This window comes from Variovorax sp. GrIS 2.14 (genome assembly GCF_046115955.1).
In the GTDB taxonomy this organism is placed as follows: domain Bacteria; phylum Pseudomonadota; class Gammaproteobacteria; order Burkholderiales; family Burkholderiaceae_C; genus Variovorax.
On sequence record NZ_JBJXIA010000001.1, the window covers coordinates 130,858 to 150,476 of the forward strand.

The 19,619-nt window shown below is 65.4% G+C and carries 18 protein-coding genes and 1 pseudogene; 11 read left to right on the forward strand and 8 right to left on the reverse strand.

Features of this window, described 5'->3' with window-relative positions:
• Positions 1 to 233: 233 nt before the first annotated feature.
• On the reverse strand, positions 234 to 419 hold the full coding sequence (locus tag RCH10_RS00625) for a DUF1328 family protein (protein WP_187053783.1): 186 nt from the start codon (positions 417 to 419) through the stop codon (positions 234 to 236).
• A gap of 204 nt (positions 420 to 623) precedes the next feature.
• Between RCH10_RS00625 and gstA the strand changes: the two genes are divergently transcribed.
• Positions 624 to 1,232, forward strand: a complete 609-nt coding sequence (gene gstA / locus RCH10_RS00630; protein WP_409050855.1) for a glutathione transferase GstA — start codon at positions 624 to 626, stop codon at positions 1,230 to 1,232.
• On the opposite strand, the gene RCH10_RS00635 is transcribed toward gstA, so the two are convergent.
• Complete coding sequence (locus RCH10_RS00635; protein WP_409050856.1) at positions 1,196 to 1,348, reverse strand: hypothetical protein; 153 nt, start codon at positions 1,346 to 1,348, stop codon at positions 1,196 to 1,198. The genes gstA and RCH10_RS00635 overlap by 37 nt on opposite strands.
• A gap of 9 nt (positions 1,349 to 1,357) precedes the next feature.
• Positions 1,358 to 2,545: pseudogene (locus RCH10_RS00640) on the reverse strand (YbfB/YjiJ family MFS transporter).
• A gap of 222 nt (positions 2,546 to 2,767) precedes the next feature.
• On the opposite strand from RCH10_RS00640, the gene RCH10_RS00645 reads away from it, so the two are divergent.
• Positions 2,768 to 3,871, forward strand: a complete 1,104-nt coding sequence (locus RCH10_RS00645; RefSeq protein ID WP_187053780.1) for an alkene reductase — start codon at positions 2,768 to 2,770, stop codon at positions 3,869 to 3,871.
• Between the two features lie 51 nt (positions 3,872 to 3,922).
• Here RCH10_RS00645 and RCH10_RS00650 read toward each other — a convergent pair whose 3' ends face one another.
• Positions 3,923 to 5,269: a sensor histidine kinase gene (locus tag RCH10_RS00650; RefSeq protein ID WP_409050857.1), complete on the reverse strand. Its 1,347-nt coding sequence runs from the start codon at positions 5,267 to 5,269 to the stop codon at positions 3,923 to 3,925.
• Positions 5,266 to 5,955, reverse strand: coding sequence for a response regulator transcription factor (locus RCH10_RS00655; protein ID WP_323496804.1), 690 nt, complete (start codon positions 5,953 to 5,955; stop codon positions 5,266 to 5,268). The genes RCH10_RS00650 and RCH10_RS00655 overlap by 4 nt, the downstream gene beginning before the upstream one ends.
• Before the next feature lie 160 nt (positions 5,956 to 6,115).
• On the opposite strand from RCH10_RS00655, the gene RCH10_RS00660 reads away from it, so the two are divergent.
• Genes RCH10_RS00660 through RCH10_RS00675 form a run of 4 tightly spaced genes read left to right on the forward strand, consistent with a single transcriptional unit; the run spans position 6,116 to position 9,733 of the window.
• Complete coding sequence (locus RCH10_RS00660; RefSeq protein ID WP_409050858.1) at positions 6,116 to 6,964, forward strand: alpha/beta hydrolase; 849 nt, start codon at positions 6,116 to 6,118, stop codon at positions 6,962 to 6,964.
• Between the two features lie 37 nt (positions 6,965 to 7,001).
• A complete protein-coding gene (locus RCH10_RS00665; RefSeq protein ID WP_323499718.1) occupies positions 7,002 to 7,343 on the forward strand; it encodes a phosphopantetheine-binding protein in 342 nt (113 codons plus the stop codon).
• A complete protein-coding gene (locus RCH10_RS00670; RefSeq protein WP_409050859.1) occupies positions 7,340 to 8,581 on the forward strand; it encodes a beta-ketoacyl-[acyl-carrier-protein] synthase family protein in 1,242 nt (413 codons plus the stop codon). Before RCH10_RS00665 ends, RCH10_RS00670 begins: the two co-directional genes overlap by 4 nt.
• Before the next feature lie 12 nt (positions 8,582 to 8,593).
• Positions 8,594 to 9,733, forward strand: coding sequence for a sterol desaturase family protein (locus RCH10_RS00675; RefSeq protein WP_409050860.1), 1,140 nt, complete (start codon positions 8,594 to 8,596; stop codon positions 9,731 to 9,733).
• A 22-nt stretch (positions 9,734 to 9,755) separates the two neighbouring features.
• Here the strand turns inward: RCH10_RS00675 and RCH10_RS00680 are convergent, their stop codons facing one another.
• Positions 9,756 to 10,805, reverse strand: coding sequence for an aldo/keto reductase (locus RCH10_RS00680; protein WP_187053775.1), 1,050 nt, complete (start codon positions 10,803 to 10,805; stop codon positions 9,756 to 9,758).
• Positions 10,806 to 10,879: 74 nt separating this feature from the next.
• Between RCH10_RS00680 and RCH10_RS00685 the strand changes: the two genes are divergently transcribed.
• Complete coding sequence (locus RCH10_RS00685) at positions 10,880 to 11,734, forward strand: PA4780 family RIO1-like protein kinase (protein ID WP_187053774.1); 855 nt, start codon at positions 10,880 to 10,882, stop codon at positions 11,732 to 11,734.
• 14 nt (positions 11,735 to 11,748) lie between these two features.
• Here the strand turns inward: RCH10_RS00685 and RCH10_RS00690 are convergent, their stop codons facing one another.
• Positions 11,749 to 14,037 carry a heavy metal translocating P-type ATPase gene (locus RCH10_RS00690; RefSeq protein ID WP_409050861.1) on the reverse strand — a complete coding sequence of 763 codons (2,289 nt, stop codon included), beginning with the start codon at positions 14,035 to 14,037 and terminating at the stop codon, positions 11,749 to 11,751.
• Between the two features lie 129 nt (positions 14,038 to 14,166).
• Here RCH10_RS00690 and RCH10_RS00695 point away from each other — a divergent pair, with 129 nt between their 5' ends.
• The 4 genes from RCH10_RS00695 (at position 14,167) to creC (ending at position 17,265) form a co-directional block, all read left to right on the forward strand.
• Entirely contained in the window at positions 14,167 to 14,361 is a 195-nt protein-coding gene (locus tag RCH10_RS00695; RefSeq protein WP_187053772.1) for a heavy-metal-associated domain-containing protein, read from the forward strand.
• A complete protein-coding gene (gene cueR, locus RCH10_RS00700) occupies positions 14,362 to 14,784 on the forward strand; it encodes a Cu(I)-responsive transcriptional regulator (RefSeq protein WP_409050862.1) in 423 nt (140 codons plus the stop codon).
• A gap of 155 nt (positions 14,785 to 14,939) precedes the next feature.
• On the forward strand, positions 14,940 to 15,785 hold the full coding sequence (gene creB, locus RCH10_RS00705; RefSeq protein ID WP_323499712.1) for a two-component system response regulator CreB: 846 nt from the start codon (positions 14,940 to 14,942) through the stop codon (positions 15,783 to 15,785).
• Between the two features lie 4 nt (positions 15,786 to 15,789).
• Entirely contained in the window at positions 15,790 to 17,265 is a 1,476-nt protein-coding gene (gene creC, locus RCH10_RS00710; RefSeq protein ID WP_323499711.1) for a two-component system sensor histidine kinase CreC, read from the forward strand.
• Here creC and RCH10_RS00715 read toward each other — a convergent pair.
• Complete coding sequence (locus RCH10_RS00715; protein ID WP_409050863.1) at positions 17,258 to 19,597, reverse strand: penicillin-binding protein 1A; 2,340 nt, start codon at positions 19,595 to 19,597, stop codon at positions 17,258 to 17,260. The two genes, creC and RCH10_RS00715, sit on opposite strands and share 8 nt — an antisense overlap.
• Positions 19,598 to 19,619 lie beyond the last annotated feature (22 nt).

Below are 19,619 nucleotides of genomic sequence, written 5' to 3' on the forward strand. Positions count from 1 at the left end.
AGGTCAGTCTGCGACAGCAATGACATAGGCCCGCTGCACCGTCGCCTCGTAGCTGATCTTCGACGAGCCCCGCACAGCTCCAAAACGGATAAAGCGATGCCGCTCCCCTCGTCGCGGCACGACCGCATCTGCACCTGAGGCTTGATGACCAGATGCTCTCTGCAAGGAGCCTGCGTGCCAAAGCCCGCGGCCTCTCCGTTCAGCAACAGGTGGGAGGGTGCACGAATGAAAAACTAGTCGAGCGCTTTTCGGACAGCGCCCACACCCAGTGCGGCAAGCACCAGGAACACAACCGCGAGGATCAGGAACAAGCCGAACAGCACCTTTGCAATGCCGGCCGCGCCAGCAGCTACACCACCGAAGCCGAGAGCACCCGCGATAAGCGAAATCACGGCAAAAACAATCGCGTACTTCAACATGGAAACTCCTTTGCAGCAGGCCACCGCCCGCAGGGAAACAGAGATTAAATGCTGGCGCGAGCGGCAGCGAATAGTCGGCGCACGCGAGGGACCGTAGGATAAACACGCGGACAACCGCTAGATCCTCCGCACTCGCACCCGAAGTCCATGGACCCGCTAGCATCCGCCGTCTTGTCGACACAAATGAAAGCAACGGAGCCTTCCATGAAGCTGTATTTCTCTCCCGGCGCCTGCTCGCTGTCGCCGCACATCGCCCTGCATGAAGCCGGCCTCGCGTTCGAGCCCGTGCTCGCCAGCACCAAGAGCCACAAGCTGCAAGACGGCACCGACTACTACGGCATCAATCCGCTCGGCTACGTGCCTATGCTCGAACTCGACAATGGCACGCGCCTGCGCGAGGGCCCGGCCATCCTGCAATACATCGCCGACTTGGTGCCGCTGAAAAACCTTGCGCCCGCTGCGGGCACGATGCCGCGCTACCGCCTGCAAGAGTGGCTGAACTTCATCGGCACGGAGATGCACAAGGGCTTCAGCCCGCTCTTCAATCCGGCCACGCCGGACGAGTACAAAGCCGTGGTCAAGGCACGGCTCGCGTCGCGCTACACATGGCTGGAGAGCGAGCTCGCAGGCAAGGAGTACCTGATGGGTGAGCACTTCAACGTGGCCGACGGCTACCTGTTCACCATCACCAACTGGGCCAAGCCGCTGGGCATCGACCTGTCGCCGTACCCGACGGTCATGGCTTGGCATGCGCGCGTCGGTGCGCGGCCGGCTGTTCAGGAAGCCTTGAAGGCTGAAGCCGCGCTGAAGTAGCGCAATGACTGGAGCGCGTCCGGCTCGTCTCGCATGCGCTGCACTGTCTGCCGGATCGCCTCGACCTCGCCCTTGTCGAAGCGGCCGAGGTTCTTGACCATAGGGCGCCATGCCATCGACCGTGGTCATGTCGGCATTGCCAAAGGCTTCTGCCTCGACGCCAACGCAGCGCCGATCCACAAGGTGATCGCCGACATGACGAGCCCGCGCGCCAGGCCACCCGAACCATCGGAAATCCAGCCGGCCACCGTCGGTCCGACGATCTGCCCCAGCGCGAAAGCGATCGTGAATGCGCTGATGCCGGTGGCCCACTGCGCTTGCGGCAGGTTGTGCCGGACCAATGCCGTGGTCGATGCCACCACAGACAGAAACACCGCGCCGAAAAGCACACCGGACGCCAACGCCACAGGCCACGACGTGCTCAGCACCGGCAGCAAGGTCGCTATGCCCAGCAAGGTGTTCAGCAATGCCTGCGGTCGACCATCCCGATAGCGATCGAGCAGGCCAGCCCAGAGACGCGACGACGTGACGCATGCCACGCCGAGCAACGAATAAAACAACGTGACGCCGCCGGCGCTGGCGCCCTGCTCGCGCAGCAGCGCGATGACGAAGGTCATGTAGCCGATGTAGCCTGCGCCGAAGAAGGTGTAGCCACCGAGTGCCCAGCCGAAGCGGCGCACCGGCACGGGCCGCGGACCGGCTCGCACATCCGCCGTGTTCGCGGGCACGGTCGTTCAGCGTGCTGTATTGCGGTCCAGCGCACGCACCGTCACAGCCAACACCATCGTCGCCACGGCACTGACCGCCGCCAGCATCCACCACGCCCAGGCCCAACCGTGCGGCACGCCCGCCGCCGCATGCAGCACCGGCGGCACCAGCAACGCCGACAGCAAGATGCCGAAGCCAGTCCCGCCGTAATAGATGCCCAGCAACAAACCGGCGCGCGTCGGGTGCTCGGCACCGAGCCGCGCAGCCAGCAGCCCACCCGCCACGAAGACCCATGCGCTGGCCACGCCGGCGAGCCAGCGTTGCAACAACAGGGCAGGCGCCGCTTCGACGAAGCCGCTCGCGGCCATGAAGATGCTCGCCAGCACAGCGCCCCACACCAGCAAGCGCGTGGGGCCGACGCGCCGCATCAAGGCCGGCATCACCAGCGCGCCCATCAGGTAGCCAAAGGCATTGGCGGTGTTCATGCCGCCGGCCAGCGCATAGCTCCAACCCAGATCGGCGCGCATCGGTGGCAACAGCAGGCCGTATGCGAAGCGCGTGATGCCGAGCGACACCGCTGCACCCATCGACAACGCAAAGGCCATTCGAAGCGGGCTACGAACAGAGCGCGACGCCGCCGATGACAGCGCGGCCAGGGCTGGCGTGTCGGGTGGCTTGGACAAAAAAGTCATGGGCTCGTGGCGGTCGGCGGATCATTTTGCGACACCCGACCGACGCCGCACGACAACCCTGTCACAGCACGTTTGCGCGCGCGGCGCTAACCTTGCTGCCCTCTTCCCCTTTTGTCCAACTTAGACCTGATCCCGATGCACACACTTTTCGACCCCGTACAAGCCGGCGACCTGCACCTCGCCAACCGCATCGTGATGGCGCCGCTGACGCGCAATCGCTCGCCCAACGCCGTTCCGCCCGACATCGCCTCGACCTATTACGCGCAGCGTGCCAGCGCCGGACTGCTCATCACCGAAGCAACCGCGATCAGCCAGCAAGGCCAGGGCTACTCCGACGTACCGGGCCTCTACGGCACCGAGCAGCTCGACGCATGGAAGAAGGTGACCGACGCGGTGCATGCCGACGGCGGCAAGATCGTCGTGCAACTCTGGCACGTGGGCCGCGTGTCGCACATCGACTTGCAACCCGAAGGCGGCAAACCCGTCGCACCTTCGGCCATCACCGCCAAGACCAAGACCGTGCTCATCAAGGACGGCGTCGCAGGCTTCGTCGACACCTCGGAACCCCGCGCGCTCGACGCTGGAGAGATCCCCGGCATCGTTCACTCCTTTGCCACTGCAGCACGCAACGCAGTTGAAACGGCCGGCTTCGACGGTGTCGAAATTCACGGCGCCAACGGCTACCTGCTCGACCAGTTTCTGAAGACCAACAGCAACCAGCGCACCGACGACTACGGCGGCAGCATCGAGAACCGCGCCCGCTTCACGCTCGAAGTCACGCGCGCCGTAGTCGATGCCGTCGGCGGCGGCAAGACCGGCATCCGCCTTTCGCCGGTGACGCCAGCCAACGGCGTCGAAGACGCCGATCCACAACCGCTCTTCACCTACGTCGTGAAGCACCTGGCGACGCTCGGCCTGGCCTACATCCACATCATCGAAGGCGCCACCGGCGGCCCGCGTGAACTGGACGACAGGCCGTTCGACTACGAAGCGCTCAAGGCTGCTTACCGCCAGGCCGGCGGCAAGGGCGCTTGGATGGTGAACAACGGCTACGACAAGCCGATGGCCGAGATCGCGGTCAAGGAAGGCGACGATCTCGTGGCCTTCGGAAGACCCTTCATCGCCAACCCCGACCTGGTGCGCCGCATCCGCGAAAGCGCGCCATGGAACGAGCTCGACAAGGCCACGTTGTACGGCGGCGGCACCAAGGGCTACACCGACTATCCGGCTCTCGCATAACTCCCGGCAGCCTGGGCGAAGCCGAACTCGCGCCTTGAAAGTGGGCGCGTCTCAGGCGCCAACGAACGCGACGTTGACGCGCAAGCCACCGGTGGCCGCGTCGTTTTCCAGCGTGAGCTCGGCGCCGAGCAGCTTGGCGTAGCGCGCCACGATCGACAGTCCGAGTCCGGCACCCTGGCCCAGCTTCTGCCCCGCCGCACCTTGCGACCCGCGCTGCACCAGTTCACGTTGCGCATCAGCCGGAATTCCGGCGCCATCGTCCACCACACTGAGCGTGCTGCCTGAGAGTTCGATCGTGATCGTGCGCCCGCCATAGCGCATCGCGTTGTCGATGAGGTTGTCCAGGATGCCTTCGATCAATGCGGCATTGGCATCCACCGTGACAGGCTTCTCAAGCCCGATCGCACCGAGATCGACGCCCCTCGCATCGGCGCGCGTCAGGTGCCGCATGACAGCTTCTTCAGCGAGGCGATCGAGCCGAACCGGCTCTCGTTGCAATCCGGCGTGCGCCTCATCGGCCAATGCGAGGCCGAGCAGCTGATCGACGAGGCGGCTCGCGCGTGCCTGGCTCGCCGCAATGCGTTCCAGTTGCTCACGCCACACCACGGGGTTTGGCTGAGCGAGTCCGTACTCGGCCAGCGCACGAATGCCGGCCAGCGGCGTCCGCAACTCGTGCGCCACGTTGCCGGCAAATTCCCGCTGCGCCCGAACGCTTGAACCGAGCCGTTCGAACAGCGAGTTGACGGTATTGCCGAGCCTTTGCAACTCGCGCGACGTCTGCGCCACCGGCACCGGCGCGAGGTCGCGCGCATCGCGGCGGTCGAGTGCGCGTTGCAGCTCTCCCAACGGCCGCAGGTCGTTTCGGATACGCCGCCAGATCCACAGCGCCAACAACGCGAGCAGGATGAGTTGCGGTGTGAGCGCATAGCTGAGCAGGCGCGCAACCAGCGTGGCACGGGCGCGCGTGGTCTGCGCGATGATCACTTGATAGGCATTGGGCGAGTCATGCCTGAGCACCACGGCACGCAACGCATTGCCCTGAAAAACGATGTCCGAAAAGCGCAGCTGCGCGTTTTCGCCAGGCGCCGGCGCTTCCAGCCCGGCGTTGCCTGCCAGCAGCGAACCATCGGGCCGCAGCACCGCGAAGTACACGGTTTCGACCTGATCGAAAAGCACCGTGGTCACTTCGCGCGGCGACAGCAAAAGCTCGATGCCGCCATCGCTCACCTGCACGTTGGTCGACACCGAATACGCATCGTCGAGCATCGCGTGATCGAAGGCCTGCTCGGTCAATACGTTGGCGATGAAGATCGCCACCGCCGTGCCGATGAGCCATGTCAGGCCCAAGGGCAGCAGCACGCTGCGCAGCACACGCTGCGTCAGCGAGGGCGCGTTCACTGCTCGGCTTCCAGCAGGTAACCGATGCCTCGCAACGTACGGATGCTTGCACCGCTGCCCAGCAGCTTCTTGCGCAGGCGCGAGATGAAGGCTTCGAGCGCGTTGTCGCCGAGCGCCTCATCGAAGGTCGAGAGCTTGTCCGACAAGGAGCGCTTGCTTACCGCATGACCCGGCGGGCTCATGAGTTCCCACAGCACCTCGAACTCGCGCGCCGGCAAGTCGAGCGGCGTGCTGCCCATCGCAAAGCGCCGTGCCTTGCGATCGAGCTTGAGCTGGCCGAGCGTGACCATGTCTTCGGTGCCCTTGGCGCGTCGCACCAAGGCCCGCAAGCGCGCTTCGACTTCGGCCAGATCGAAGGGCTTGCCGAGGTAGTCGTCGGCGCCTGCATCGAGACCGGCGATGCGCTCTTCGGTGCGGTCGCGTGCGGTGAGTACCAGCACCGGCGTGCGGTCACCACGAGCCCGCGCATGGCGCAACGCGGTAAGGCCGCTGCCAGTCGCACTGCCCATCGCACCGGTCACCGGCAAGTTGAGATCGAGCAGCACCGCATCGAACGGCTGCACCCGCCACAGGTGATCGGCGTCATCGACATTCGATGCGACATCGACGCGATGCCCCGCATCCGCGAGGCTGCGCAGCATCACTTCGCGCAGTACGGCGTCGTCTTCGACAAGGAGTATTCGCATCGGTTTTAGCTGGAGAAAACGGTGGTCTAAAGTACGTGTTTATACGCAATCAGAGGGTCAGCGGCACGTCAGCCGCTCGGCGCGATAAACGGGGCATGAGCATACGACAGCAGGTGATTTTCAGGGAGTGGGTTATCAGCAAAAGGCCAGGGGTCCACCGTTGAGCGCGCGGCCCGCATTTGTCATTGGACACGACCACGGCTTAGATCATTCAACGGCCAGTCGCACAGCGGTCGTGCTACTGCACGGCTTGTGCAGCACGCCCGATGAATTGCAGGGCGTGCAAAGCGCGCTGCGCAGCGTGGGTTACTCGGTGCACCCGATGTCGATCGATGGCTACTCTTTCAATCCAAGCGTCGAGAAGCAGCAAGCAGCTCCGTTCGAGCAGTGGATAGATTCGATCGAACGTCGCATCGACGCACTGCGCGCATCGCACGAGCGCGTGATGCTGGTCGGTATTTCAGCCGGCGCATCGCTCGCGCTGGCCGCAGCCATCCGCTGCGAGCGCCGCGTCGATGCACTGCTGCTGATGTCGACCACTTTGCGCTTCGACGGCTGGGCCGTTCCGCGCTGGCAGTTCTTGCTGCCGTTGGCGCTGTACACGCCGCTCGGCCGTTTCTGGAAGTACCGTGAGCGCGCTCCTTATGGCGTCAAGAACGAGCGCGTGCGCGCATGGATCGAGCGCGAACTGCGCACGCGTCGCATTTCCAGTGCAGGTTCTTCGGTGATCGGAATCGCACACATGCGCGAACACCATCGCCTGATGCGCCACGTGCGCAGCCAGCTTGGCCGCGTGGTCTGCGATCACGTGCTCGCGCTGCATGCGCGGCAAGACGAAGTGGCCAGCGTGAGCAACCTCGATCTGCTTGCGCGCGGACTGCGCTCGGCTTCTTTTCGTGCCGTGGTGCTGGGTGACAGCTATCACATGATCACCATCGACAACGACCGCCATCAAGTAGTCCGGCACGCCCTCGAGTTCGCTTCGACCATCGCGTACAGTGCTGGCTGACGCACGGACTCTCACCATCGGCACACAGGAGATCCACATGACCGCAACGACAACCTCGACGACGTCCGCGACATCGCCCACATTCAACACCATCGCCGGCATTTTGCGGAGCGACTTCAAGGTCGAGGCTGCAGCCGTTCAACCGACGACGACGTTGACCGACCTCGGCCTCGACTCGCTGGCGTTGATGGAGTTCGTCTTCGCTGTCGAAGATGCGTTTCACCTGCGCATTCCGGAAGAGCGCCTCGACCCCCGCGAGGCCGGCATCACGTTGCAACGGCTGTGCGAAGTCATCGACGATCTGCCCGCGCCCGCAGCGCCCGCCGTGGCATCGCTTGCGAACGCGCAGAAGCCGGTGCTGAGCTCGGTACGCGCATGAGCAAGGGCCAGGGCGCACGCATCGGCGTGAGCGGCATCGGGCTCGTCACGCCGCTCGGCCATACGTTGGCGCAATTCGACGACGCGCTGTTCGCGGGTCGCTCTGCGGTGCGCGCTCTCACGCTTGAAATCGAAGGGCTCGACGCGATGCAGCTCGCCGTCGCATCGTGCGACTTCGACGACTCCGAACGCAGCACATCGCGCTTGCCGCTCGACCGCGGCACCGCCATGGCCATCGCTGCGGCACGCGATGCATTCATCATGGCGGGCCTGGCCGAAACGCCACCCGACGGCGAGCGCCTCGGCGTGTATTGGGGCAGCGGCATGGCCGGCTCGGCGAGCTTCGACGAAACGGCGATCGCGCTGTATCGCCACAAGCGACGCATCCGCCCGACCGCCGTGCTGACCACGATGCCAAACGCCGCCGCGGCCGAGCTCGGCCTGCTGTTCGGTGCGCGTGGTGCAGCGTTGAGCTATGCATGCGCATGCGCCTCATCGGCTGTCGCTATCGGCGAAGCGATGCGCGCGATAAGAGGCGGCTGGATCGATATCGCGATCGTCGGCGGCCACGAGGCCATGCTCACGTCCGGCACGATGGCTGGGTGGCATTCGATGCGCGTCACCGCGCAGCCACCGGCGGACGACCCGTCGACGGCATGCCGTCCGTTCTCGGCCGACCGCGTCGGCTTCGCGCTCGGCGAAGGCGCTGCTGCGCTGGTGATCGAATCGGAAGCGCACGCCTTGGCGCGCGGCATGAAGCCCACCACCTTCCTGAGCGGCTACGCCACCAACTGCGACAGCGTGCACATGACCAACCCCGATGCGGGCGGCCAGGTGCGTGCCATGCGCGCAGCGTTGCGCGATGCCGGCCTCGATGCGACCGACATCGGCTACATCAACGCGCATGGCACCGCGACCGGCGCCGGCGATGCGGCAGAGGCAATCTCGGTGAACGAGGTGTTCGGCGATGCCGTGCCGGTCAGCGCGACCAAGGCGATTCACGGCCATCTGCTGGGCGGTGGCGGTGCCGTCGAGCTGGTTGCCACGCTGCGCGCACTGGAGCGTCGCAGCGTGCCGCCGACGGCCAATCTGCAGACGCCCGACGCGGCGTTCGCGCTCGACTTCGTGCGCGGCACCGCGCGCGCGGCACCGCGGCTGCGGCACGCCATTTCGAACTCGTTCGCGTTCGGCGGTACCAACGCCGTACTGGTCGCGAGTCGCGCCAGCCTCACCGACTGAGCGAAGCATCTCGTGCATCGTCTGGTGGTGTTGGTGGTGCCGGTATTCGCGTTGCTCATGGCGCTCGAGTTCGCATGGGGTTGGCGAAAGCAGCGCAACACCTGGCGGCTCAACGACGGCATCAGCAGCCTGAGCCAGGGCTTGTTGAGCCAGGCCGCTGCGGTCTGCACGCAGCTCTTTCAAATCGGCCTCTACGCGATGGTGTTTCCGCTGGCGACGCGGTGGATCCATCCGCCCGGCGAAACTTTCTGGGACAGCGCCATCGGCTGGGTGCTGGCCGTCGTGCTGTTCGACTTTTGCGACTATTGGCTGCACCGTGCGGGGCACGAGTCGGCCGTGTTCTGGGCCGCGCACTCGGTGCATCACCAGAGCCAGGACTTCAACCTGTCGACCGCGTTGCGGCAAGAGAGCACGGTCGCGCTATTGGGCTGGCCGTTCTACCTGCCAATGGCCTTGCTCGGCGTGCCACCCGAGCAGTTCGGCGTGGCGGGGCTCATCGTGCTGGTCTACCAGTTCTGGATTCATACCGAGCACATCGGCAAGCTCGGCTGGTTCGATCGCGTGTTCTCGTCGCCCTCGAATCATCGCGTGCACCATGCCGTCAACGACGAATACATCGACCGCAACTACGGCGGCATGCTGGTTCTGTGGGACCGGATGTTCGGCACCTTCGCCGAAGAACGCACGCCCTGCGTGTACGGCACGCGCAAGCCGCTGGACAGCTGGAGTCCCATGCGCGCGGTGTTCGGGCCGTATGTACCTTTGCTGCGCGATGCCTGGCATGCACGGCGCTGGCGCGACAAGCTGCGCGTGTGGTTCAAGGCGCCGGGGTGGCGACCGCCCGATGTGGCGACGCGCTTTCCCGAAGCACCGTTCGCGCTCGATGCAGTGCGTCGCTTCGATCCTTCGCTTTCGCGTGTTCAGCAGTGGACCGGCGCCGCGCACTTCATGCTGTGGGTCGCCGCGATACTTGCCTTCCTGTGGCAGGCAGACGAGCTGTCGTTCGGTGTGGATGCCGCGCTCCTCGGCTGCGTGGCGGCGGGGTTGTGGGTGACCGGCGCAGTGCTTGGTGCAACCGTCGGTTTGCGACGGGCTTGGGTGGTGCAAACGGTGTTGCTGACCATATCGGTCGTGCTGCTAACGAAGGCTTGACGCGAAGAGCGCCAACTCACGCTTACCGTGGCGCAGCCCGCTCCGCCATCTGCCCGCGCCGCAATTCCCCCTGCCGCTCGAACATCCACCCCGGATACTCTGGCGCCAGTGCGCTGGCATCGCCGATCTTCTTCAGCTCGTCCTCGCTCAACGACACCTTCGTTGCAGCCATGTTGTCGGTCAGCTGATCGGGTCGCTTGGCGCCGAGGATCACGCTGGTCACTTGCGGTTGATGCAGCAGCCACGACAGCGCGATCTGCGCCACCGACACACCTCTTGCTTCAGCGATCGGCCGCATCGCATCGACGCAATCCCAGGCACGCTCCTTGTTCACCGGCGGAAAGTCGAACTCGACGCGGCGGCTGCCGGCTTCGCCTTTTTGCTCTCGGCCGAACTTGCCGCTGAGCAGACCGCCGGCCAGCGGGCTCCACACCATCAGGCCGACGCCTTCGCTCTTCAGCATCGGCACGATCTCGCGTTCGAGATCGCGGCCGGCGACTGTGTAGTACGCCTGCAGCGACTCGAAGCGCGCCAGCCCGAGCCGCTCGGAGATGCCGAGCGCCTTGACGATTTGCCACGCGGCCCAATTCGACACGCCGACATAGCGCACATGGCCGTGGCGCACCAGCTGGTCGAGCGCGCGCACCGTTTCCTCGATCGGCGTAGCCGGATCGAAGCCATGAATTTGATACAGGTCGATGTACTCCAGCTGCATCCGCTTCAGGCTCGCCTTGACGCCGTCCATGATGTGACCACGCGACGCACCACGCGCATTGGGGCCCTTGCCCACGTCGCTGAACACCTTGGTCGCGACCACGATGTTTTCGCGCGGGACCTTCAGGTTCTTCAGCGCCTGACCGGTAATCTGTTCCGACAGTCCGCCCGCGTACACGTCGGCCGTGTCGATGAAATTAATACCGCCGTCGATCGCCTGGCCGACCAGCCGCTCGGCATCGCTCTGCTGCAGGTCGCCGATCTTTCCCCAGATGCCGTCGCTGCCACCGAAGGTCATGGTGCCGAGGCAAAGTTCTGAAACGAAGAGGCCGGTTCGGCCCAGAGGGTTGTGTCGCATGAAAGGACTCCGTTGAAGGATTGAGAAGAAACCAGAAGGGAAACCGAGCTGGCGTACAGAGCAGAATACGCCGGATGAAAGCACCTCCCAGACTTCAGGTTTTGGTCGACGAAGGACTCATCGACACGGTCGTGCGCCAGTTGATGAGCGGCAAAGAGGCGATGGTCTACGTCGTACGCAGTGGCGACGAGACGCGCTGCGCGAAGATCTACAAGGAAGCGACGAACCGGAGCTTTCGCCAAGCCGTCGACTACACCGAGAACCGCAAGGTCAAGAACTCGCGGCAGGCCCGCGCCATGGCCAAGGGCACCAAGTTCGGCCGGCAAGCCACCGAAGCCGCCTGGCAAAGCGCCGAGGTCGACGCGCTCTACCGCCTGGCCGCGGCCGGCGTGCGCGTGCCCACGCCCTACAACTTCGCCGAAGGCGTGCTGCTGATGGAGTTGGTGACCGACGCCGACGGCGACGCCGCGCCGCGCCTCAACGACTGCGTGTTCACTGCTGACGAAGCGCGCGGACACCATGCGACGCTCGTGAAGGAAGTCGTGCGCATGCTGTGCGCCGGTGTCGTCCACGGCGACTTGTCGGAGTTCAACGTGTTGCTGGCAGCCGACGGCCCGGTCATCATCGACTTGCCGCAGGCGATCGACGCGGCCGGCAACAACCACGCCAACCGCATGCTGCTGCGCGACGTCGCCAATCTGCGCAATTTCTTCGGGCAGTTCGCGCCGGAGTTGCTGAAGACGAATTTCGGCGACGAGATCTGGTCCCTGTACGAAAGCGGCGCCCTACAGGTTGAGACGCCGCTCACCGGACGCTTCGCGCGCCAGACCGGCCCGGTCGATGTCGGCAACGTGCTGCGCGAAGTCGACGACGCGAAAGCTGAAGAAGCGGCGCGCCGCGTGCGGATGCAGTTGCAGCCGGTGCGCTGAAATCGACCTGCGCGCTATCGACCGCTGCGACGACCTTCGCGCTTGAGCAACAGCGCATTCGCCATCACGCTCAGGCTCGAAGCCGCCATCGCCGCCCCCGCCACCACCGGACTCAGCAAGCCGAAGGCAGCGAGCGGGATGCCGGCCACGTTGTAGGCGAAGGCCCAGAACAGGTTCTGCCGGATCTTGGCCACGGTGCGCGCCGACACGTCGAGCGCCTCGGCCACCAAGGCGAGATCACCGCGCATCAGCGTGATGCCGGCCGCCTCCATGGCGACGTCGGTGCCGCCGTCGGGGTTTGCCATCGCAATGCCGACATCCGCGGCGGCAAGCGCCGGCGCATCGTTGACGCCGTCGCCGACCATCGCGACGACATGGCCGCCTTGCTTCAGCGCGGTGACTTGCGCGGCCTTGTCGGCGGGCAATACGTCGGCGAAGACATCATCGACCGCGATGCCGAGGCGCGCCGCCATAGCGTGCGCAGAACCGGGGTTGTCACCGGAGATCATGACCACGCGCAGGCCCCGCCCATGCAGGGTGGCGATGGCCTCGGCAGCATGCGGCTTGGGCTCGTCGGTGAAGGCCAGCAACGCGACGGCATGGGCCGCGTCGCTGGCATCGAAGCGCAGCAAAGCAGACACAGTGGCGCCGTGTGCGTGCAACCGCTCGAGCGCGGTCGCATCGACCGCCACACCGAGCTCCGCACACCAGCGCAGGCTGGCAAGGGCCCAACTCTGACCGGCGATGTCGCCGCGCACACCGCGACCTGGCAATGACCTGAGCCCGTCGAGCGCGTACGCCGTGATGCCGCGCCGCGAAGCGGCATCGGTCACGGCGCGCGCAAGCGGATGCGCGTTGCCGCCTTGCAGGCCCCCAGCGAGGGCCAGCCATGTTGCTTCGTCTTGTGCAATGCCGTCTGCAGTGGATGCGCCCTTGTCCGCTTCGAGCGACACCAGCGCAGTCAGCGCGGGCCGCCCCAACGTCAACGTGCCGGTCTTGTCGAACGCCACCGTGTCGACACGGCGCGCCATCTCGAGCGCGCTCGCATCCTTCACCAGGATGCCCCGCTTCGCCGCCATGCCGGTGCCGGCCATCACCGCCACGGGCGTCGCCAGGCCAAGAGCGCACGGGCAGGCGATCACCAGCACCGCGACCGCATGGATCATCGCGATCTCCACGCCACTTCCATGCAGCATCCAGCCTGCGAGCGTTGCCAGCGCGATGAGCAACACCACCGGCACGAAGACCGCGGCGATCCGATCCACCAGTCGCTGAATCGGCGCCTTGGCCGCCTGCGCGTCTTCGACCAGCCGGATGATTCGCGCCAGCACGCTCTCGGCACCGACGGCGCGCACTTCGATCACCAGCCGACCATCGCCGTTGATCGAGCCGCCGGTCAGCGAATCTCCGGGCCGCTTGGGCACTGGCAGAGGCTCGCCGGTAAGCATCGCTTCGTCTACCTCCGACTCGCCTTCGAGCACGCGTGCATCGGCCGGAACGCGCTCACCGGAACGTACCGCAAGGCGATCGCCCTTCATGACCTCTGCGAGCGGTACGTCGTTCTCGACAATCCGGCCGCCGCGCGTACCGGGCTCGCCGAGCAGATGCGCTACCTCGGGCCGCAACTGCTGCAGCGCACGAATGGCAGACGTCGCCTGCCGCTTGGCACGCGCCTCCAACCACTTGCCGAGCAGCACCAGCGTGATGACCACGGCCGATGCCTCGAAGTACAGATGCGGCACGCCGCGCCACCACAACCACAGCGACAGCCCGAAGGCCGCACTGGTGCCGAGTGCGACCAGCAAGTCCATGTTGCCGGAGCGCGCGAGCACCGCATGCCAGCCTGCGCGATAGAAGCGAGCGCCCAGATAGAACTGCACCGGCGCAGCCAGCAACAGTTGCGCCCACGCCGGCAGCATGAGGTCGATGCCGAAAGGCATGAACAGCATGGGTGCCAGCAACGGCGCCGACAACAACATGCCCAGCGCGATCGGCGCGAAGCCTTGCCAGGGCGATGCCGCCGCCGCGTCGGACAGCGCAGCGGCCGCTTTCGCCGAGCGCGGCTCGTAGCCGGCCGAACGCACCGCTCGCCGCAACAATGCATCGAACTCGCCGACTCCCGAGGGCAACGACGATGCGACCACCCTCGCCGACTCCGTCGCGAGATTGACGCTGGCACTGAGCACGCCGGGCACCCGATCGAGCGCTTTCTCGACGCGCGCGACGCACGACGCGCAGGTCATGCCGCCGATGGCGATGTCGAAGGTTTGCGAGGGAGCCGGGGTAGCCATCGAAGAATCCATGCGTGGAGACTAAAGCCTCACACGATGGCAAGGTCAAGTTGCAATTGAGACCCTGCGCTGGACATTGACATCGTGAGAAGGTTCAAACTCGGCGCTCTGTTCAATCCTCGAATCCAAAGGAACATCAAGATGAGCCAGAAATTCAACGTCACCGGCATGAGCTGCGGCCACTGCGTGAGCACGGTGCAAAACGCGGTGCAGGCCGTCGATCCTGAAGCGCAAGTGACCGTCGATCTCGAGACCGGCCATGTCGACGTGCTGAGCCTGCAGCCGCGTCAGGACATCGTTGCCGCCATCGAGAACGCCGGCTACCGGGTGCAATAGGTGCGCCACGTCGACAGCAGCCCGGTCAATGTCGCGATAGGCGAAGCATCGCGGCGCTCCGGCGTGTCGGCACGCATGGTGCGGCACTACGAAGGCCTCGGATTGCTGCCTTCAGTCGCACGCACCGACAGCGGCTACCGACAATACAGCGAGGCCGATGTGCACAGCTTGCGCTTCATCAAGCGGGCGCGTGATCTCGGTTTCTCGATGGACGAGATCGGCGAGCTGGTCGGTCTGTGGCACAACCGCCGTCGGGCCAGTGCCAGTGTCAAGCGCATCGCACAGCAGCACCTGAACGAACTCGAACAGCGCATCGTCGACATGCAGGCCATGCACAGCACGCTGGCGCACCTAGTGCATTGCTGCCATGGCGATGCGCGGCCCGATTGCCCGATCCTTGAAGACCTTGCAGGGTCGGCCTGAACACTTCCGGACCGGAGACGAGCGCCTGGTGCAGCTACCGATTGGTCGCTTTGCATGCGAACGCTGCGTCTTCCGGTGCCGATCGCATCGATTTCTGCCGATGGCACCCCGACCCAGTGAGCGCAGGCCGCGAAGGCGCGGCTACGATGCCGGGCATGTCGTCTCCGCATCCGCCACCGATTCCAGCGCCGCCATCAGCGTCATCCAAACTCCGCATCCTGATCGCGGAAGACGAATCGGGCATTGCCGACACGCTGCAGTACGTGCTCAAGTCCGATGGCTTCGAGCCGGTGTGGTGTGCCACGGCGCAACAAGCCATCGCGCAATTCACCGCGCAGCCGCCCGCCCTGGCGATCCTCGACATTGGCCTGCCCGACCTCAACGGCTTCGAGCTCTTCAAGCGGTTGCAGGCCATCACGCAAAGCACCGGCGCACCGGAAGTGCCGATGATTTTTCTGACCGCGCGCAGCGACGAGATCGACCGCGTGGTCGGGCTCGAATTGGGTGCCGACGACTACATCGCCAAACCTTTTTCGCCACGCGAACTGGTGGCGCGGGTACGGACCGTGTTGCGGCGCAGCGTGCGGCATGTGGGCGCTGCGCCAACGGCGAACACGCCAGCCGCTCCTCTTGCACCGACTATTGCACCGACTATCGCATCGCCCGCAGCGATTGCGCCTGTCGTTGTAGGCACGACACCTTTCGCGCTCGACGCCGAGCGCATGCAGATTCGCTACTACGGGCGCCCGCTCGAACTCTCGCGCTACGAGTACGGCCTGCTGCGCCTGCTGGTGCAGCGGCCCGGCCGCGTCTTCACGCGCGACGAGCTGCTGCAGCACGTGTGGGACGACGCCAGCGACAGCTTCGACCGCACGGTCGATGCGCACGTCAAGACCTTGCGTGCCAAGCTCAAGGCCATCGCGCCCGACGTCGAGCCGATCCGCACGCTGCGCGGCACCGGCTATGCGCTGAACGAAGACCTGCCGCCAACACCGGTTTGAGCGCGTGAGCCGGAGAACCCGCATCTTCATCGGCGTCCTGCTGATCTACAGCGCAGGCATCGCGTTCCTGCTGTATCGCGTGGTGCTCGACATCGATCCACGCTACCGCGAGTCGGCCGAAGAGTCGCTGGTCGACACCACGCAACTCATGGCCAGCATGATCGAGCAGGACGTCATCGCCGGCGCCATCAACCCCGCACGTCTCGACCCAATTTTTAAGTCGGTCTACGCGCGCGAGTTCTCCGCGCAAATCTACAACCTGCACAAGAGTCGCGTCGAGTTGCGCGCCTACGTGACCGACCGCAACGGCCGCGTGCTGTTCGATTCGCTCGGGCGCAACCAGGGCGCCGACTACTCGCAATGGAACGACGTGACCCAATCGCTCGCCGGCCTCTACGGCGCCCGCACTTCACGCGACGTCGAGAGCGATCCGCGCACCTCGGTGATGTACGTCGGCGCGCCGATCCGCTGGAACAACGAGATCGTCGGCGTCGTCAGCCTTGGCAAGCCGGTGCAGAGCTTCGGCCAGTTCATCGAGGACGCACGGGCGCGCACCTTGTGGGTCGGTGCCGGATCGGCCGCGGCGCTGCTGCTCTTCACGCTCATCCTCTCGGTGTGGCTGGTGCGACCCTTCGGCCTTACCGCCGACTACATCGCATGGCTGCGCACGCAGCGCGGCTTTCATCCGGTGCGCATGGTGCGGCGCGCCATCGTCATGGTGCGCGGCGCGTTCGGAGAAATGCGCGACGCCCTCACCGGCCGCAACTATGTCGCCGACTACGTTCAGACCTTCACCCACGAGATCAAGAGCCCGCTCTCGGCGATTCGCGGTGCGGCCGAGCTGATGCAGGAAAGCAGCATGCCCGAGGCCGAACGCGAGCGCTTCCTCGGCAACATCGCGCAAGAGACCGAGCGCATCCAGCAGATCGTCGACCGCATGATGGAGCTCACCGCGCTGGAGACACGGCGCGTGCTGGACCGTACCGAGCCGGTCGCGCTCGGCGTGCTGCTGCGCGAAGTCGCCGACAGCGCACGCACGAGCGCCGCGGCGCGCGGCATCACCGTGCGTGTCGATGGTCCGCGTGAAGACCTCGGCGAGTTGTATTGCGATGGCGATCGATTCCTGCTGCAACAAGCCGTGAGCAATCTGCTCGCGAACGCGATCGACTTTTCACCCGATGCAGGCGAGGTCACGCTGGCGCTGCGTGTGGCAAGCCGCAACGCCATCGTCACGGTGCGCGATCACGGGGCGGGCATTCCCGACTACGCGCAATCCAAGGTGTTCGAGAAGTTCTATTCGCTGGCGCGCCCGCACACGCTGAAGAAGAGCACCGGACTGGGGCTGGCCTTCGTGAAGGAAATCGCCGCACTGCACAGCGGGCGCATCGAGTTGGCGAATGCGAAGGGCGCCGGGGCAGTGGCGACGTTGACGTTGCCGCTGTCTTATCTGGCGAGGGATACGAATCGGCTCGTCACTTGAACATATCCAGAATCCGATTGCGCTCCTCTACCGGCGCGACCGGCGCCACCTGCTCCCCGGCCAACGTCTCCACCGGCACCACCGGCGCCGCATCCAGTCCCAGGCTCGCCACACCTCGCCCCGGCCCATAGTCGTCGAAGAACACCTCGCCGTCCGCATGCATCAGACCGGCGGGCTCAGGCACTTCGGCGACCTTCACGCCCTTGAGCGCGGCCTGCATGTAGCCGACCCAGATCGGCAAGCTCAGGCTGCCGCCTGTCTCGCCGCGCACACCCAGCTTGCGCGGCGTGTCGTAGCCGACCCAGGCGATGCCGACCATCGTCGGCTGGAACGCCGCGAACCAAGTGTCGACCGAATCGTTGGTCGTGCCCGTCTTACCGTAGATGTCGTCGCGCTTCAGTGCCTGATAGGCCTTGGCGCCGGTGCCGCCTTTCATCACGCTCTGCAGCAAGCTGTCCATCAGATAGGCATTGCGCTCCGGAATGGCGCGGTTGCTTTCGTCGAGCACCGGCGGCGTCACTTCACTGAGCACCTTGCCATCGCGATCGGTGACGCGCATCACCAGATGCGGGTCGACACGGTGGCCACCGTTGGCGAACACCGAGTAGGCCGTCGCCATCTGCATCGGTGTCACCGAGCCCGCACCCAGACCCATCGGCAAGTACGCCGGATGCTTGTCCTTGTCGAAGCCGAAGCGCGTGATCCAGTCTTGCGCGTACTCCGTGCCGATCGACTGCAGCACACGGATCGTCACCAGGTTCTTCGACTCCTGCAGCGCATGCCGCAACGACATGGGACCGTCGTAGGTGCCTTCGAAATTCTTCGGCTCCCACGGCTGGCCGCCGGTGGTGGCCGCATCGAAGAAGAGCGGCGCATCGTTGACCACGGTCGCCGGCGTAAAACCTTTCTCGAGTGCGGCTGAATAGATGAAGGGCTTGAAGCTCGAGCCTGGCTGGCGCCACGCCTGCGTCACGCGGTTCATCTTGCTCTTGCCGAAGTCGAAGCCACCGACCATCGCCTTGATCGCGCCATCGCGTGGATCGACTGCGACGAACGCACCTTCGACCTCGGGCAGCTGCGCCATCTCCCACGTGTTGCGTGGCGTCTTCATGACGCGGATCACCGCGCCGCGACGCACCTTGATGCTGGGGCCGGCCTTGTCGGAAAGACCGACCTGGCCGAGACGCAGGCCATCGCCCGTGATCTGCAGGATGTCGCCGTTGCCGCGCACCGCAGTCACCAACTTCGGCGCCGCGGTGAGCACCACGGCGGACATCACGTCGTCGTTGTCCGGGTGATCGGCCAATGCGTCGTCGACTGCATCGTCGAGCGCCTTGGGGTCGTCGGGCAAGTCGGCGAAGGCCTCGGGGCCGCGGTAAGTCTGGCGTCGCTCGTAGTCCATGATGCCCTTGCGCAACGAGCGGTACGCCGCCTGTTGATCGGCCGCCACCAGCGTGGTCTGCACGGAAAGCCCGCGCGTGTAGATGCTGTCGCCGTACTGCGCGTACATGAGCTGGCGCACGGTCTCGGCCACGTACTCGGCGTGCGGCCGGTTCGGGTCCGACGCATCGCGCAGATGCAGCGGCTCCTGCCTCGCCTCATCGGCCTGTGCGGCGGTGATGAAGCCGGTGTCCTTCATGCGGTCGATCACATGGAGCTGCCGCGCGCGCGCGCGCGACGGGCTGTTGATCGGGTTGGCGGTGCCGGGCGACTTGGGCAGGCCGGCCAGCATCGCGGCCTCGGCCACCGTGATGTCTTGCAAGGGCTTGCCGAAATAGACCTCCGACGCGGCCGCGAAGCCATAGGCCCGGTTGCCGAGGTAGATCTGGTTCAGGTAGATCTCGAGGATCTGGTCCTTGCTCAATCGACTCTCCAGCTTGAAGGCGAGCAGCGCCTCATAGACCTTGCGGCTCAACGTGCGTTCGGAGCTTAGATAGACGTTGCGCGCCACCTGCTGCGTGATGGTGGAAGCGCCCTGGCGCATGCCGCCTCGTAGATTGGCTAGCACCGCGCGCATCAGGCCGAGCGAATCGACGCCGCCGTGCTCGTAGAAGCGCGCGTCTTCGACCGCCAGCACCGCGTCTTTCATCGACTTGGGGATGGATGCGATCGGCGTCAGCGTGCGTCGCTCTTCGCCGAACTCGCCTATCAGCGTGCCTTCGGCCGAGAAGATGCGCAGCGGCAGCTTGGGCCGGTAGTCGGACAGCGACGATACGTCCGGGAGCTTGGGATAGATGACGGCCAGCGCGACACCGCCCACGAGCAGCAGCGACACCGCGCCGGCCGCCGCGGTAACGGCAGTCCATTTCAAAAGCTTGCGAATCGGAACCATGCGAACCTCAATATCTGAATAA

Bases quoted from the DNA above. Each gene is read 5' to 3' on its own strand.
- RCH10_RS00625 (WP_187053783.1), bottom strand. From the start codon at position 419: ATGTTGAAGTACGCGATTGTTTTTGCCGTGATTTCGCTTATCGCGGGT.
- gstA (WP_409050855.1), top strand. From the start codon at position 624: ATGAAGCTGTATTTCTCTCCCGGCGCCTGCTCGCTGTCGCCGCACATC.
- RCH10_RS00635 (WP_409050856.1), bottom strand. From the start codon at position 1,348: ATGGCATGGCGCCCTATGGTCAAGAACCTCGGCCGCTTCGACAAGGGC.
- RCH10_RS00645 (WP_187053780.1), top strand. From the start codon at position 2,768: ATGCACACACTTTTCGACCCCGTACAAGCCGGCGACCTGCACCTCGCC.
- RCH10_RS00655 (WP_323496804.1), bottom strand. From the start codon at position 5,955: ATGCGAATACTCCTTGTCGAAGACGACGCCGTACTGCGCGAAGTGATG.
- RCH10_RS00665 (WP_323499718.1), top strand. From the start codon at position 7,002: ATGACCGCAACGACAACCTCGACGACGTCCGCGACATCGCCCACATTC.
- RCH10_RS00670 (WP_409050859.1), top strand. From the start codon at position 7,340: ATGAGCAAGGGCCAGGGCGCACGCATCGGCGTGAGCGGCATCGGGCTC.
- RCH10_RS00680 (WP_187053775.1), bottom strand. From the start codon at position 10,805: ATGCGACACAACCCTCTGGGCCGAACCGGCCTCTTCGTTTCAGAACTT.
- RCH10_RS00685 (WP_187053774.1), top strand. From the start codon at position 10,880: ATGAAAGCACCTCCCAGACTTCAGGTTTTGGTCGACGAAGGACTCATC.
- RCH10_RS00690 (WP_409050861.1), bottom strand. From the start codon at position 14,037: ATGGATTCTTCGATGGCTACCCCGGCTCCCTCGCAAACCTTCGACATC.
- RCH10_RS00695 (WP_187053772.1), top strand. From the start codon at position 14,167: ATGAGCCAGAAATTCAACGTCACCGGCATGAGCTGCGGCCACTGCGTG.
- creB (WP_323499712.1), top strand. From the start codon at position 14,940: ATGTCGTCTCCGCATCCGCCACCGATTCCAGCGCCGCCATCAGCGTCA.
- RCH10_RS00715 (WP_409050863.1), bottom strand. From the start codon at position 19,597: ATGGTTCCGATTCGCAAGCTTTTGAAATGGACTGCCGTTACCGCGGCG.